The organism is Arenimonas composti TR7-09 = DSM 18010 (assembly GCF_000426365.1).
Classification (GTDB): domain Bacteria; phylum Pseudomonadota; class Gammaproteobacteria; order Xanthomonadales; family Xanthomonadaceae; genus Arenimonas; species Arenimonas composti.
On sequence record NZ_AUFF01000001.1, the window covers coordinates 514,716 to 529,572 of the forward strand.

The following is a 14,857-nucleotide window of genomic DNA, read 5'->3' on the forward strand; positions in this document are numbered from 1 at the left end:
CGGGCCGCGGGCCGTGCCGGAGGCAACGGGGTCAGTCTTCCAGCGACGCCTGCGGGGCGGCCACTTCCGCACGATCGCGGCCCGCGGACTTGGCGGCGTAAAGCGCGCGGTCGGCGGCTTCCAGCCACTCGCGCAGCGCCGGTTCGCCGGCCGGTGCCGCGGCGAGGCCGATGCTTGTCGATACCCGCAGTTCCGGCGCGCGATCGAAGCGGCGGCCGGCGATCTCGACGCGCAGCGCGTCGGCGACCTCGCGCGCTTGATCGACCGGCAACGGCAGCGCGACGACGAATTCGTCGCCGCCCAGGCGCCCGGCGACGCAGCCCTCGGGCAGCACGCGGTCGATGGCGACGGCGATCGCCCGCAGCACCTCGTCGCCGAGGCCGTGCCCCCAGCGGTCGTTGATCTGCTTGAAGCGGTCGGCATCCAGCAGCATCAGCGTGGCCTCGGCGTGGTCGGCGCGCTGGGTCGTCGCCAGCGCCAGCGCCCCTTCCTCCCAATGCCGGCGGTTGGCCAACCCGGTCAGGCCGTCGCGCTGGCTCAGCTCGGCCAGCTGCAGGTTCTGCCGCGACACCCGTCGCACCAGCTGGTAGGAGCTCTGCGCGACCGCCAGCGAATGCACCACCAGCAGCGGCGCGGTCGCCAGGATCACCGCGGTGCTCGACGGGAAGTCGACCGCGAAGCCGGTCGCCAGGCCGGCGAGCAGCAGGCCGGTCGCGAACCACGGCAGCGAGCGCAGCCACAGCCCGCGCACGCCGGAATGGATCTTGTCGGCGGTGACCATGGTCGCCAGCACCGCCGACGGCAGCAGGTTGAAATGCAGCATCGGCAGCCAGCTGCCGGCGAGGAAGGAATCGATGACGAAGTTGCGCAGTTCGGCCTTCAGCGGGTCACGGCTGGCGATCGCCCAGCGGAAAGCGACGTGCGGCCAGAGCACGCAGCTGAGCACGACCCAGGTCCAGGCCGCCCAGCCGGCGTCCAGCTCGAGCAGCACCGCCGCCAGCGGAAGCGCCGACAGGCTCATGCCGAGGATGCGGAACCTGTAGGTGCGGCGCGGCAGGCTTCGCAGCCGCTTCGCCGGATCGCCGTCGCCGCGGTGGGGATCTTGGCGACGCCTGACCGGTGGTTCGGAGGACGGGGAGGCGGGCATCGGTCGGCGAAGGCGGGAGCAATCGCGATCATAGCGTCTCATTCGGCGGGCGCCGCATACGCGGCGTCCACGGGCGGTGTCGTCTGCTGCACCTACCCCACGCGAGGAGCACGACGATGCCCACCGGCAAGCGCGAGAAGATCAGCCCCAACGGCGATGCCCGTTTCGTCCGCCGCGACGAGCAGGGCCGCTTCAAGGAGAGCGACGACGTCGGCCGTTCGCTCGCCGCCGACCGCCGCCAGAAGGCGAAGACCACGGTGAAGTCCGGCCAGGGCGACCGCGGCGACCAGAAGCGTCGCTGAGGCCGGTGAGCCTCGCCGAATACCGCCGCAAGCGCGACTTCGCGCGCACCGCCGAGCCCGAGCCGGGCAAGCCGATGCCGCGCGGCAAGCGGCCGCTGTTCGTGGTGCAGCTGCACCACGCCAGCCGCCGCCACTACGACTTCCGTCTGCAGGTCGGCGATGCGCTGAAGAGCTGGGCGGTGCCCAAGGGGCCCAGCTACGACCCGGCGGTGAAGCGCATGGCGGTCGAGGTGGAGGACCATCCGCTCGACTACGCCGGCTTCGAAGGCGACATCCCGAAAGGCGAATACGGCGGCGGCCACGTCGCCCGCTTCGACACCGGCACCTGGAGCAGCGAGGGCGACGTCGAGGCGCAGCTGGCGAAAGGCCATCTGCGCTTCGAGCTGTTCGGCGAGCGCCTGAAGGGCGGCTGGCACCTGGTGCGCTCGGGCAAGCCGGCGCGGCAGCCGCAGTGGCTGCTGTTCAAGGAGAAGGACGAGTTCGCCGGCGAGCTGGAAGCGGACGACCTGCTGGAGGGCGTCACGAAGCCCGGCGGGAAGCCGGAATCGGGAAACGGGAAGCGGGTTTCGGAGCGCGGGGTGGCGAAGGGGAAGCGCAAGGGCGCGGCCTTGGTCGCCTCCGCTCCTGCTGTTTCGCCGGCAGCACGAAAGCGGCGGGTGGACTGGGCGGGACGGGCGGCGAAGTTGCCGGGTTCGCGCGAGCGCAAGCTGAAGGACGCGGCCTTCATGCCGCAGCTGGCGCGGCTCGGCGAGGCGCCGCCGGCCGGCGAGCAATGGCTGCACGAGCTGAAGTGGGACGGCTACCGGATCCTGGCCACGATCGTCGACGGCCGGGTGCGGTTGTGGTCGCGCAACGCCCTCGAATGGACCGACCGGCTGCCCGATGTCGCCACCGCGCTCGCGCAGCTCGGCCTGAAGGCCGCGGCCTTCGACGGCGAACTGATCGCCGGGCAGGGCACCCAGCAGGATTTCAACCGCCTGCAGGCGACGCTGTCCGGGCAGCAGGCCGGGGCGCTGGCCTACGTGATGTTCGACCTGCTGCACGTCGACGGCGTCGACATCTCGGAAGCGCCGCTGCGCGAGCGCAAGGCGCTGCTGGCGCAGTTGCTGGCGAAGCCGCCGCGGCACCTCGCCTACAGCTCGCATGTCGAAGGCGAGGCGGATGCCGCCTATGCGCTCGCCGCCGAACAGGGCTTCGAAGGCCTGATCTCCAAGCGCGCCGATCGTCCGTACCGGCCGGGCCGCGGCGACGACTGGCGCAAGAGCAAGCGCCGCGACTCCGATGAATTCGCGGTGGTCGGCACGACACCGGGCAAGGGCGCGCGCGCCGCGGGCTTCGGTTCGCTGCTGCTGGCCCGCCCGGATGGCGACGGCGGCTGGTCCTATGCGGGCCGCGTCGGCAGTGGCTTCGACGACGCGACGATGCGGGCGCTGGTGAAGCGCCTCGGCGACGCCGGCAGCGCGACGCCCTCGGTGGCGATCACGCCGACGCAGCAGCGCGAACTCGGGCGCGGGGCGCGCTGGTTCGCGCCCGAACTGGTCGTCGAGGTGATCGCCCGCGGCATCGGCAGCAGCGGCGTGCTGCGGCAGCCGTCGCTGAAGGCCCTGCGGCCGGACAAGACGCCGGCCGATCTCGGCGACAGCGACCGCGGCCCCGTCGGGCGGGCCGCACGGGGAGCAGCGATGGCAGCCAGGAAATCCGCGAAGAAGGCCACGAAGAAAGTGGCGAAGAAGCCGGCCGCCAAGGTCGCGAAGACCGCGGCGAAGAAGGCGACGAAACGCACGCGCGACGACGACACCGCGGGCCCGGTGCGCATCAGCAGTCCCGACCGGGTCGTGTATCCGGAGGACGGCTACACCAAGGCCGAGGTCGCCGCGTATTACGACGCGGTGATGCCGCAGCTGCTGCCGGAGATCGCCGGCCGGCCGCTGTCGGTGATCCGCTGCCCCGACGGCAGCCAGGGTGCCTGCTTCTTCCAGAAGCACCACACTGCCGGCCTGAAGCGCGTCGACAGCGTGCGCCTGAAGGAGGAATCGGAGGCGTCGGGCGAGTACCTGGTTGCCGGTGCCGCCGAAGACGTGATGGAACTGGTGCAGTTCAACGCGCTGGAGTTCCATCCCTGGGGTTCGCATGCCGACCGTCCGGACCGCGCCGACCGCATCGTCTTCGACCTCGATCCGGGGCCGGAGGTCGCCTTCGCCGAAGTCAGGCGCGCCGCCCGCGACGTGCGCGAGCTGCTGAAGAAGGCGGGGCTGGAATCGTTCCTGCGCACGACCGGTGGCAAGGGCCTGCACGTGGTGGTGCCGCTGGCGCCGGCCGAGGACTGGGAACTGGTGCGCCGCTTCGCGCGGGGCTTCGCGGAGTCGCTGGCCGCCGCGGAGCCCGAGCGCTTCATCGCGGTGTCGACGCTGAAGAAACGCCCCGGGAAGATCTTCGTCGACTACCTGCGCAATGGCCGCGGCGCCACCGCGGTGGCCAGCTATTCGCTGCGCGCGCGGCCGGGCGCGCCGGTGGCGATGCCGCTGCCGTGGTCGGCGCTGCCGCGGCTGACCTCGGGGGCGCAGTACACGCTGGCGAACACGCCGGCCCACCTGCGCCGCCGGCGCAGCGATCCCTGGGCCGGCATGGCGCGGCTGAAACAGGGGCTGGCGCGCTGGCGTCAGCAGGACTGAGCAGCCCGCGCGACTACGGTCGCAGAAGCGGCGCGGCGGGGGTTGCTAGACTGCGCGCGGATTTCCCGGGCAGGCAGCCTGACGTGCAGACGATCTATCGACTCGAGGCGCGCTGGACCGGCGGCGCGCCGCCGGCGGCGGTCGCCGCGGCGCTCGACGCGCTGCCGCGCTACGACGGCGATGCGCTGATGCAGGCGGTGCGGGCGCTGTCGCCGGCGGCGATGCACACCGGGTTCCTGCTGCACGAGCTGCGCGAACGGGTCGAACTGCGCCGGGTGCAGCGCGACGAGGCGCTGTGGAAACTCGAACTGCGCGGGCCGCGCGACGGCCAGGCCGACGTGATCTGCGTGCTCGATTTCCTCGCCGCGCTCGGCTTCCGGCACGTGTCGGTGAGCGGCCCCGACGCCGGCGGCGAGCAGCACGTGCTGAGTGCCGAACTGTGGCGCCAGCGCTTCGAGCTCGACGACGCGTTCGTGTTCTTCGCCGAAGACGACGACGCCGTCGAGGACGATCTCGACGATGAAGCCGATGCCGCCGAGGAGGCCGGGGCCGAACTCGACGACGGCTTCGTCGATCATTTCGAACTGCATGCCGAAGGCTACGACGACGGCGAAGGCAATGCGCTGCCGGCGGTCGGGCCGCGCCTGAGCGGGGTCGAGCTGATGCCGCTGCGCGGACTGTTCGCCGCGCTCGCGTCCGAACCGGAGGGTGGGGCGGGCGACTGCCTGGTGACCTTCGCGATGGTCGCCGAGCGGCTGCAGGCGCTGCATGAGCTGCACGCGTCGGAGGTCGAGTTCGGCGACGGCGACGGCGGCGCCGGCCTGTTCCTCGCGGCGGCGCACCGGCACGGCCGGGAACTCGACGGTGACGGCCTGCGCAGGCCGCTCTACGCCTGGTATGCCGGGCTCGCGGCGCAGGGCCTGGACATCGAGCATCTGGGCAGTCTGCGGTTGCTGGTCGCGCGCGCGGCCCAGTTCACCGGCGTGCTCTGCGGGCTGGTCGCCGAGCAGGGCCGGGGGCAGGGCGACCTCAGCGGGCTGGTCGGCATCGCGGCGGCCGCCGCCGGTTTCGTCGAATTCGGCGACGACTGAGGCGCTAGCGGCCGCGCACCGCGGCATCGGCCGCGTCGGCATCCGAAGCCGGCGGCTCGGCGGCCGTTTCGATCCTGCCGTCGGTGGCGGTGCGCTCGAGTTCGTCGTCGCCGATCCGCGCCGCCGCCGCGGCGGCGGTTCGCGCCGGATCGTCGCCGCCCTTCGCGACCCGTTCCTTCGGCGGCGGCGGGCCTGGCTCGCGCGGCGCCGGCTCGCGCGGCCCGGGGTCCTTCTTCGCCGGCGGCGTTTCCGCCGGATGACGCTCCGCGTCCTGTGTTCCGTCCCGTCCGCTCATGGGCGCGCCCCGGTGAATGCCTGTCGACCTGATGCCACGGCGGCGGTGACGGCCGCGTAGCCGGCGGCGATGACCTCGCCTTTTCGGCCGGGCGCGCAAGCTCGCGCGGATCCCGCGACCGGAGCCGGCAATGCCCAGCCACGAATGGACCTTCGGCATCGAGGAGGAATATTTCCTGGTGCACGCGCGCAGCGGCGAGCTGGTGCGGCGGGTGCCGGCGAAGCTGCTCGCACGGGCGCAGGCGCGGCTCGGCGAGGTGGTGGTACCGGAGCTGCTGCAATGCCAGCTCGAGGCCGCCTCGCCGGTGTTCGCCAGCAGTGCCGAAGCCCGCGAGCGGCTGCCGGCGCTGCGGCGCGAACTCGCCGAAGTGGTCGGCGCCGCCGGTTACCGGCTGGTCGCGGCCGGTACCCATCCGCTGGCCGGCTGGCATGGGCAGACGGTGACCGCGAAGCCGCGCTATGCCGAACTGGTCGAGGATTTCCAGATCATCGGCCGCCGCAACGTGCTCTGCGGCATGCACGTGCACGCCGCGGTGCCGGCCGGCGTCGACCGGGTCGCGCTGATGAACCGGCTGATGCCCTGGTTGCCGCTGCTGCTGGCGCTGTCGGCCTCGTCGCCGTTCTGGGGCGGCCTGCCGACCGGACTGATGAGCTATCGCCAGGCGGCCTACGACGAATGGCCGCGCACCGGCATTCCCGATCCGTTCCCGGACCAGCGCGCCTACGACGCCTTCGTGCGCCGGCTCGTGCGCCAGGGCGCGATTCCCGACGCCAGCAACCTGTGGTGGGCGATCCGGCCGTCGCTGCGGCTGCCGACGCTCGAGCTCAGGATCTGCGACGTTTGCCCGCGCAGCGCCGACGCCCTGGCGCTCGCGGCGCTGTATCGCTGCCTGGTGCGCCTGCACGTGCGGCGGCCGGCCCTCGGTGCGGGCTTCGACCCGGCCGGCCGCCGGCTGATCGACGAGAACCGCTGGCGCGCGAAGCGCTGGGGCGTCGCGGCCAGCTTCCTGGCGGCAAAGGGTCGCGGGCCGGTGCCGGCCAGGGCGCTGTTCGAACGCCTGCGCCGGCTGATCGGCCCCGACATCGCCGCCCTCGACTGCGCCCCGGAGATCGAGCACTGCGCGACGATCCTCGCCGAGGGCACGGCCGCCGATGCGCAGCTCGCGGTCTACCAGCGCGCCCGCGCGCAGGGCGCGGGCCGGCACGGCGCGGTGCGGCGGGTCGTCGACTGGCTCGCCGACGCCACCGTCGCCGGGGCACAATCGCGGCGATGAACACGCCGCCGCTGCTGATCGGCATCAGCCCCCGCACCCTGCGCGAAGTGCCCGTGGAACTGGGCTTCCGCGGCAAGACCCTGGAATTCCTCGAGAATTCGGTCCCGCACTGGCTGCTCGGCCTCGGCGCCCTGCCGGTGATGGTGCCGACGGTGGAAATCGAAGGCCCCTACCGGCCGGCCACCGCGACCGTCGGCGACTACGCCCGCCAGCTCGATGCGCTGATCCTGCAGGGCGGCTCCGACATCCACCCGCAGTTCTACGGCGAACCGATCCGGCATGCGCGCGGGCGCATCGACCCGCGCCGCGACCGCTTCGAGCTCGACCTGCTCGCGGCCTTCGTCGAAGCGGGCAAGCCGGTTCTCGGCATCTGTCGTGGCCTGCAGCTGATCAACGTCGCCTACGGCGGCAACCTGTACCAGGACCTGCACGAGGACGCGGCGACGTCCAGCGCGCACCACGTGCAGGACCTCTACGACGAACACCTGCACCCGATCGAGTTCGCCGCCGGCGGCTGGCTGCGCGGGGTCTACGGCAACGACGGCGGCATCGTGAACTCGATCCACCACCAGGGCGTGCGCGAGCTCGGCCGCGGCCTGAGGATCGAGGCCCGCGCCGACGACGGCGTGGTCGAAGCCGTGCGTGCCGAGGGCGACGGCTTCGTGCTCGGCGTGCAGTGGCACCCGGAATTCCACGACGGCCGCTGGGAAGATCTGCTGCCGACCGAGCCGCTGCTGCAGGCCTTCTTCGCCGCGGCGGCGGCCAGGCGCGAGCGCGGCTAGGTGGTCACGCAGCACGCCGGCGTCAGCCGTCCCGCAGGCGCTTTCGCCTTCGACGGGACCGGCGGTGGCGACGAGCGCCTGTTCTTCGCGCTGTTCCCGCCGCCGGTGATCGCCACGGGCCTGGTCGAGCTGGGCCGTCGCCTGCGCGAGCGGCACGGACTGAGCGGGGCGGTCGCGCCGGCCGAACGCATGCACGTGACCCTGGCCTTCGTCGGCAGCTTCCGGCCGGTGCCGCCGGACCTGATCGGCGCCGCGAAGACCGCCGGCGATCTCGTGAGTGCGGCGCCGGTACCGGTGGCCTTCGCGCTCGCCGGCAGCTTCGACGGCCGCGGCGGTCGCCACCCCTTCGTACTGCGCGGTGGCGAGCTCGCGGCGCTGCACGACCTGCGCCGGCAGCTCTGTGCCGCCCTCGTCGCCACCCGCGCGATCGCCTCGACCGCCGACTACGAACCCCACCTGACGCTGCTGTGCGACCGCAAGCTGGTCGCCACGGAAGCCCTGGCGGCGCCGCCCTGGCAAGCCACCACCTTCTCCCTCGTCCTGTCCACCGCTGCCGGTTACCGCAGCCTGCAGACCTGGCCGCTGCAGGCCTGACGCCCGGGCGGGGCCGTTTGCGCGAGCGCTGCCCGGTGGCCAGCATGGACCGCGTTGGACAGGCAGACCTGCACGGGGAAGGGAGGCGATTCATGCGTATCGCGATGGCCATGGCACTCATGACGGCGGCGGCGGCCCAGGCATCGACCGGGCCGGAAGCCGACAAGGCATCCGGATGGAACTGCGCGACGCTGGAGACGCGGCGGGTCTTCGCTGCCGACCAGCAGGACGATGCGCTGGTGCGCGAAATCGCGACCCTGCTCGATCCCGTGGCCCGCGGGAACGGCGGCGGCGACCACCATCTCGTCGTCTCCGGCGCGCTGCCGGAGCGCGTCGAGCGGTTCGTGATCGAGGCCGAGCGCAAGGGGTGCCGGGACGGCAGCAACGTTCCCGTCATCGCGGAGCTGGAACTGCAGACGGTGCGCATCACCGCCTGCGCCAGCATCGCCGGCGAGCACCCGGTCCCCGTCCGCCACGTCCGCCGCTGGACCCACGACGCGACCCTGGGCTGGCGCCTCGTCGAACGCCGCGAAGCGATCGACCCCGACTGCCGCATCGACTGAGCCGGCTTCAGGCCGCGAGCGAGTGTTCGTAGTAAGGGCGGTCGCGGTCGTCGAGGATGGCGTACTGCGCAGCGGGATCGTGCGGGTCCGGATTCAGCCACGCATCGAGGTTCTCCGCCCGGATCGGCACGATGCAGCGATCGTGCCCGGCGGCCGCGACCTCCGGCGGCGGCTCGTCGGTGATCGCCGCGAACGACCACAGCTCCTCGTCGCCGCGCTTCCAGTGCGCGTAGAGACAGGCGACCAGCATCGGCCGGCGGTCGCGCGGACGGAACTCCAGAACGAGGTTCTCCGGCGATTCCCCTTCGCGCAGCGGCCGGTGCTCGGCATCGTGGCGGGCGACGTTCTCGTAGAAGGCATCGGCGACGATCACCGCGTGCCGGTAACCGAACAGCGGCTTCCAGAACCCGTCCAGACTGTCGCGGCGGGCGTTGTAGGTGCCCGGGAACTTGCGGTCGAAACCGGCCGGCACCGCCGGTGGCCGGCACTGGTAGCGCATCGGCACCAGGCTGCGCACGCCGTCGCGCTGGATCATCACCGGCGCGTACCAGCCGGGGTAGATGCGCGAATCCTGGGCATTCGGGGTGCTGCGGTGCAGGTCGGCGAGGCGGGCGCGCAGCTGGCCGACCTTGCCGCTGCCGATGCGCAGGTCCTCCTGCGCCTTCTTCGTGACCCGGGTCTGCAGGGCGCGTTCGGCGTCGGCGACGCGCCGCGACTGGCGGAACAGTTCCTGCTGCAGCTCGGCTTCGCGGGCGGCGGCGAGCTCGCGGATGCGCGCGGCGATGCGCCGCTCGGTCTCGCTGTCGCCGCGGGCGAAGGCGGCATCCAGGGCCCTCGGCGTGCGCGCGGCGCGCGACTTGTCCGGCGACCAGTACAGCTGCACGAACTGCTCCAGGCTCACCGCCTCGACGCCCCAGAGCCGGCGGTAGACGTGGTAGTCGGCCTGGATCTGCGCCGAGTAGCACATCTCAGGCGGGGTCCGGTTCCAGCGAGTCGCCCTGGCGCACGAGCTGGTTGCGGCCGCCGTGCTTGGCCCGGTACAGGGCCTTGTCGGCGGCCTCACTCCACTCGCGCAGGCCGAGGTGGGTCGGGCCGGCTTCGGCCAGGCCGAGGCTGATCGAGCAGCGCAGCGCCGGCGCATCCGCCAGCCGCAACTGCTCCACGCCGGCCCGCAGCTGCTCGGCGACGTGCTCGGCCTCGGCGATGCCGACCGGCAGCGCCAGCGCGAACTCGTCGCCGCCGAGCCGGCCGACCCGCGCCTGCGGACCGGCGCCGCGACGGAGCAGGGCGGCGATCCCGCGCAGCACGTCGTCGCCGGCGGCGTGGCCGTGGCGGTCGTTGATCTGCTTGAACAGGTCGACGTCGACCAGCATCAGGGTCGCCGGGCGGCCTTCGCGGTGGTGGCGCTGCAGCAGGGCTTCCGCCTGGTCCTGCCAGTGCCGGCGGTTGTCCAGACCCGTGAGCACGTCGGTGCGGCTGAGTTCGTCGAGGCGACGGTTCTGCGCCTGCACCTTGCGCACCAGCTGGTAGCTCGCCAGCGACACCGCCAGCGTGTGCACGATCATGATCGGCAGGCAGGCCAGCAGCACCGGCAGGCTGGTCTCCGGACGGAAGGCGAAGCCGGTCAGCAGGCCGCCGACGAGCACCGCGAGGAACATGCCCGGCAGCGAGCGCAGCCACAGCCCGCGGATGCCGGAATTGATCTTGTCGGCGGTGGCGACGGTCACCAGCAGGGCCGAGGGCAGGGCGGTGAAGTGCATCAGCGGCGCCCACAGGCCGGCGATCATCGAATCGGCCATCAGGTTGCGCAGCTCGGCGTCGAAGGGCGAGGCGCTGCGGCGGGCGATCACATAGGCGACCTGCGGCCAGACCAGGCAGGTCACCAGCAGCCACGCCCAGGTCCACATCGGCGCGCCGAGTTCCTGCAGCACCAGCGCGATCGGCGGCGCGCCGAGGCCCATCCCGAGCATGCGGAAACGGTAAACCCGGCGCGGCAGCAGATGCAGGTCGCTGAGGCGCGCGGTGCCGGCTTCCGGGTTGCGTGGCGGGTGGTCGTCTCGCATTCCACGCGATCATAGCGCCGGGTGTAGGCTCGCGCAGCGGTACTCCTGCCCGGGCCGCGTGCACCGTTCGGACGGGAAGGTTTAGATTGTCGCCATTCCCAGGAGCAGCCCATGGCCGACGGTTCCGAAAGCAGGACGCGCATTCTCGTCGTCGACGATTCCAAGCTGATGCGCAAGGCGGCGCTGAAGATGCTCGGCGACGAATTCGACATCGTCACCGCCGACGACGGCCTGCAGGCCTGGCTGGTGATCGAGGAGGACCGCAGCATCGAGGTCGTGTTCACCGACCTCAACATGCCCAATTCCGACGGCTACGACCTGCTGAAGAAGGTCCGGTCGTCCGAGGACGCCGAGCTGTCCAGCCTGCCGGTGATCGTGGTCACCGGCGCCGAGAACGACGAGGCGGCGCGGATGTCGGCGCTGGACCTCGGCGCCACCGACTTCATCACCAAGCCCTTCACCGGCAGCGACCTGGTCGCCCGCGCCCGCGCCCACGCCGCCCACCGCAAGGAGACCAGGGCGCTGCAGGCGACCTCGACGGTCGATGCGCTGACCGGCCTGGCCAACCGCGCCGGCTTCATGGCCCGGCTGCAGCAGGACCTGGCCTATTCGCGCCGCCACCAGCAGCCGCTGAGCCTGGTCCGGCTGGAGATCGACGACTTCCGCCGGATGTTCCTGAACTACGGCCGCGAGATCGCCGAGTCCGTGGTCACCCAGGTCGCCGAGCGCCTGCGTTCGCGGATCCGCAAGGAAGACACCGCGGCCCGGATCGGCCTCGGCAGCTTCGCGCTGTCGATGCCGGGCGGGAAGGCCGACGGGATCGCCGGGATGATCTCGCGGCTGCGCACGGAACTGGTCGAGAACGCGCCGACCGACGAGGCCGGGCTGGTGATCGCGGTGACGCTGTCGGCGGCCGTGCTCGGCACGTCGCCGGACATGGGCGATCCGCAGGCGGCCTTCGACATCGTCGACGCGCGCCTGCAGCAGGCCCTGCAGACCGCGGCCGCCCGTCCCGGCGAGGTCACCGAGATCGTCGGCGCCGAGGAGCATGCCGAGCTCGACCGGGCCGCCGCCGAGCGCGAGGCCGAGGCCGCGCGCGCGCAGGCCGAACGCGAGGCCGCCGAGCGCGCCGTCCGCGAGGCGGCGGAACGGGCCGAGGCCGAGCGCATCGCCGCGATCAAATCCGAGGAGGAGCGCGCCGAGGCCGCCCGCCAGGCCGCCGAGCGCGCGGCCGCCGAGCGCGCCGCTGCGGAGAAGGCCGAGGCCGAGCGTCGCGCCGCCGAGACCGCCGAACGCGAGGCCGAAGCGGCGCGGATCGCCGCCGAGCGCGAGGCCGCCGCCGAAGTCGCCCGCCGCGCCGAGGCCGCGCGCATCGCCGCCGCCCGCAGCGCCGCCCCGCAGGCCAGCGCCGCCGACAAGGCGAAGGCGCTGCAGGCCCTGCGCATCGATCCGCTGCTCGACGAACTGGTCGGCGGCAACCCGCGGCCGCTGCAGGAGCAGCTGCCCAAGGCGATCGGCCGGCTGCTGCCGCTGTTCCGCCTGCTCGGGCCGAACCAGCGCGCGCAGCTGATCAACTTCCTGCAGAAACTCGGGGGATGACATGGTCGCCCGGCGCGCCGCACTGCTGGTTCTGACGCTGGCCCTGCTGGCCAGCTGGTTCGGGTGGCGCTACGACGGCTTCGCGCCGGTGCGCGACGCGTGGCGGCCACTGCCGGCGACACCGGTCACGGCGCCGGCGGGCGAGGGGAATGCCGCCGCAGCCGCGCCGGTGCCGAGTCGCCTCGTCGACCAGCAGGTGGCGCTGCTGGCGATCCGCGCCGCCGAACGCACGCGCGACGCCGAGGCGCGCTGCCTGGCGATGCCGGACCCGCCGGGCACCGCCTGGCCCGCGGCGACGGTCGCGGCGCGCTGCGCCCTGCTGCGCAAGGCGGCGATGCCGCTGCCGGTGATGCGCGAGCTGCTGAGTCGCGGCCGCGCCGCCCGGCTGCACCAGGTGCATGCGGAACTGCTGGTCCAGCACTTCGAGGATCCCGGCCGGCGCGAACAGATCTTCAGCGCATTCCGGCAGTTCGACGGCAGCCGCGAGGCCGGGGCCATCGCCACCGCCTGGCTGCGCGCGGCACCGCGCGATCCGTACGCGCTGACCGCGGCCGGCTGGCAGCGCCTGGCCGGGCTCGCCGGCGCCGACCCGGCGGCGGACGCGACCCGGCGCGCCGTCGGCGAGGCACAGGACCAGTTCGAACGCGCCCTCGCCGCCGAGCCCCGGCTGGTGCCGGCCTGCGTCGGCGCCGCCCGCGGCGCCCGCCTGCTCGCCGACTGGCCGCGGCACGACGCGCTGATCGGTCGCTGCCGGGAAATCGATCCGGAAGGTTTCCATGTGCTGGCGGAAGTCGCCGAAGCGGCGCGCCAGCGGCCCGACGGGGCCGCCACGCTGCAGGCGCTGGCCGCCTTCGCCGCCGAGGCCGGCAGCCGCCGTCCGGTGCTGGCCAGCCTGGCGAACCTGCCGGCGAGCGCCGCGGCGGCCGCGGCCGGCGAGGGCGACGTCGTGGCGGCCTGGGACCGCGCGCTGCACGATGCGCCGCCGCCGGTCGAGGTGCTGGTCGCCGCGGCGACCCGGCTGACCTACGAGGACCCGCTGCAGGCGCTGCTGCTGCGTTCGCAGGCGCTGCGTTTCGATCCCTGCGGATGGGCCTGCCATCGCCGCGAGCGCCTCGAACTGCTGGTCAATGCCGGCCAGCTGCCCTGGGCCGAGACCGAGATGACGGCACTGCTGGCGGCGGCACCGGACGACTGGGCCCTGCTCGGACGGCTGGAGGCCGTGCGGCGGGTGATCGGCCCGGCGACGGCGATGGCCGACGGCGACACCGGCAGCGGCGCGACCTCGCCCTGGTTCGACCAGGTCGAGGCGTGCCTGCAGGCGATATCCGCCGGGAATCGTGCAGATGCTGCAGCCCCGGCCTGCAGCGCCGAGCTGGTGGAAGCCCGGCCCGACGATCCTTACGCCTGGTATGCGCGGCTGCGCTGGCTGGAAAGGAGCGGCCGGCCCGGCGCCCACCTCGCCCTGCGCCGCTTGATGGAGACCGTCGACCGCGGCAAACCCGAGCAGCGCGCTCTGCTCGACCGCACCCTGGCCGAACACGTCCCGGCGCCGCGCACTACCGGCGGCTGGGTCGCTGCCGGCGGCCGCTAGCCGCCGGTTGACCGCAGTTCGCGGACCTCACCCGAGACGGTCACCGCGCCGCCGACGGCGTCGTCGAATTCGGCCGTGAGCCGCGAGGGCATGCCCATGTCCTCGCCCTGCAGCAGGGTGATCGCGCCGCCGTGCGGCCAGCCGAGGTCGCGCAGGTAGCCGGCGAAGGCCGCGGCCGCAGCGCCGGTCGCCGGATCCTCGAGCACGCCGCCACTGGCGAAGGCATTGCGCACGTGGAAACGGCGCGGCGTGTCGACCCACAGCAGGGCGATCGTCACCAGGCCGTGCGCCCGCATCAGCCGGCGACCGGCATCGAGCGCGTAGTGCATCGCCGCGAGCTCGGCGCGCGTGCGCAGGCTCAGCGCGAGGTGGTCGGCGCCGGCATGGATCCGTGCCGGCGGCAGCCGCGGATCGAGCGCGGCGTCGGTGAGCCCGAACAGCGCCAGCGCCTCGGCGAGCAGGCTGGATTCCGCCGGCGCGCTGCGGGTCGGCGGCGAACGCAGTGCGGCCGACCAGCGTTCGCCCTCGCGGCGGCCGCGGACGCTGATCCGGGCATCGTTGAGCTGCAGCGCGTAGCCACCGTCACCGTGGGCGCGGGCGAGGGCGGCGCCGAGCGCGATCGTCGCGTGGCCGCAGAACGGCACCTCCGACTCCGGCGAGAAGTAGCGCACCCGCCAGCCGTCGCCGGCCGGGAGCGGGGCCGCGAACGCGGTTTCCGAATAGCCCACCTCGGCCGCGATGCGCTGCATCGTCTGCGCATCGGGCAGGGTGTCGGCGAGGACGACGCCGGCGGGATTGCCGCCGGCATCGGCGGTCGAGAAAGCGGCGTAACGCTGGATCTGCATCGGAGACTCCGTGACGGGGTCGCGATCGGGCGGGGTGGCT

General features: G+C 73.3%; 14 protein-coding genes. 9 read left to right on the forward strand and 5 right to left on the reverse strand.

From position 1 onward, the window contains the following. Positions 1 to 31: 31 nt before the first annotated feature. A complete protein-coding gene (locus K311_RS14880; protein ID WP_081683228.1) occupies positions 32 to 1,189 on the reverse strand; it encodes a diguanylate cyclase in 1,158 nt (385 codons plus the stop codon). 74 nt (positions 1,190 to 1,263) lie between these two features. Here K311_RS14880 and K311_RS0102310 point away from each other — a divergent pair, with 74 nt between their 5' ends. From K311_RS0102310 to K311_RS0102320, 3 genes are all read left to right on the forward strand, one after another. Continuing rightward, positions 1,264 to 1,449 carry a hypothetical protein gene (locus tag K311_RS0102310; protein WP_026815982.1) on the forward strand — a complete coding sequence of 62 codons (186 nt, stop codon included), beginning with the start codon at positions 1,264 to 1,266 and terminating at the stop codon, positions 1,447 to 1,449. A 5-nt stretch (positions 1,450 to 1,454) separates the two neighbouring features. Then, positions 1,455 to 4,121: a DNA ligase D gene (gene ligD / locus K311_RS0102315; RefSeq protein WP_026815983.1), complete on the forward strand. Its 2,667-nt coding sequence runs from the start codon at positions 1,455 to 1,457 to the stop codon at positions 4,119 to 4,121. An 83-nt stretch (positions 4,122 to 4,204) separates the two neighbouring features. Next, positions 4,205 to 5,212, forward strand: a complete 1,008-nt coding sequence (locus tag K311_RS0102320) for a hypothetical protein (protein ID WP_026815984.1) — start codon at positions 4,205 to 4,207, stop codon at positions 5,210 to 5,212. Positions 5,213 to 5,216: 4 nt separating this feature from the next. Here the strand turns inward: K311_RS0102320 and K311_RS0102325 are convergent, their stop codons facing one another. Beyond that, positions 5,217 to 5,507, reverse strand: coding sequence for a hypothetical protein (locus tag K311_RS0102325; RefSeq protein WP_026815985.1), 291 nt, complete (start codon positions 5,505 to 5,507; stop codon positions 5,217 to 5,219). 130 nt (positions 5,508 to 5,637) lie between these two features. Between K311_RS0102325 and K311_RS0102330 the strand changes: the two genes are divergently transcribed. From K311_RS0102330 to K311_RS0102345, 4 genes are all read left to right on the forward strand, one after another. Further along, complete coding sequence (locus K311_RS0102330; protein WP_026815986.1) at positions 5,638 to 6,780, forward strand: carboxylate-amine ligase; 1,143 nt, start codon at positions 5,638 to 5,640, stop codon at positions 6,778 to 6,780. Further along, positions 6,777 to 7,562 (forward strand): gamma-glutamyl-gamma-aminobutyrate hydrolase family protein, encoded by a 786-nt coding sequence (locus K311_RS0102335; RefSeq protein WP_026815987.1) that lies wholly within the window; start codon positions 6,777 to 6,779, stop codon positions 7,560 to 7,562. Before K311_RS0102330 ends, K311_RS0102335 begins: the two co-directional genes overlap by 4 nt. Continuing rightward, positions 7,563 to 8,156: a 2'-5' RNA ligase family protein gene (locus K311_RS14885; protein ID WP_051239389.1), complete on the forward strand. Its 594-nt coding sequence runs from the start codon at positions 7,563 to 7,565 to the stop codon at positions 8,154 to 8,156. A 92-nt stretch (positions 8,157 to 8,248) separates the two neighbouring features. Continuing rightward, a complete protein-coding gene (locus tag K311_RS0102345; protein ID WP_154659422.1) occupies positions 8,249 to 8,719 on the forward strand; it encodes a hypothetical protein in 471 nt (156 codons plus the stop codon). Between the two features lie 7 nt (positions 8,720 to 8,726). On the opposite strand, the gene K311_RS0102350 is transcribed toward K311_RS0102345, so the two are convergent. Next, positions 8,727 to 9,686, reverse strand: coding sequence for an SOS response-associated peptidase family protein (locus K311_RS0102350; protein WP_026815989.1), 960 nt, complete (start codon positions 9,684 to 9,686; stop codon positions 8,727 to 8,729). 1 nt (position 9,687) lies between these two features. Continuing rightward, positions 9,688 to 10,782: a diguanylate cyclase gene (locus K311_RS0102355; protein WP_081683229.1), complete on the reverse strand. Its 1,095-nt coding sequence runs from the start codon at positions 10,780 to 10,782 to the stop codon at positions 9,688 to 9,690. Between the two features lie 111 nt (positions 10,783 to 10,893). Here K311_RS0102355 and K311_RS17390 point away from each other — a divergent pair, with 111 nt between their 5' ends. Together K311_RS17390 and K311_RS0102365 are read left to right on the forward strand one after the other, a co-directional pair. Continuing rightward, a complete protein-coding gene (locus tag K311_RS17390) occupies positions 10,894 to 12,381 on the forward strand; it encodes a GGDEF domain-containing response regulator (protein WP_051239390.1) in 1,488 nt (495 codons plus the stop codon). Between the two features lies 1 nt (position 12,382). Beyond that, positions 12,383 to 13,972 carry a hypothetical protein gene (locus K311_RS0102365; protein ID WP_026815991.1) on the forward strand — a complete coding sequence of 530 codons (1,590 nt, stop codon included), beginning with the start codon at positions 12,383 to 12,385 and terminating at the stop codon, positions 13,970 to 13,972. On the opposite strand, the gene K311_RS0102370 is transcribed toward K311_RS0102365, so the two are convergent. After that, positions 13,969 to 14,817, reverse strand: coding sequence for a PhzF family phenazine biosynthesis protein (locus K311_RS0102370; RefSeq protein ID WP_026815992.1), 849 nt, complete (start codon positions 14,815 to 14,817; stop codon positions 13,969 to 13,971). The two genes, K311_RS0102365 and K311_RS0102370, sit on opposite strands and share 4 nt — an antisense overlap. Positions 14,818 to 14,857: the final 40 nt, after the last annotated feature.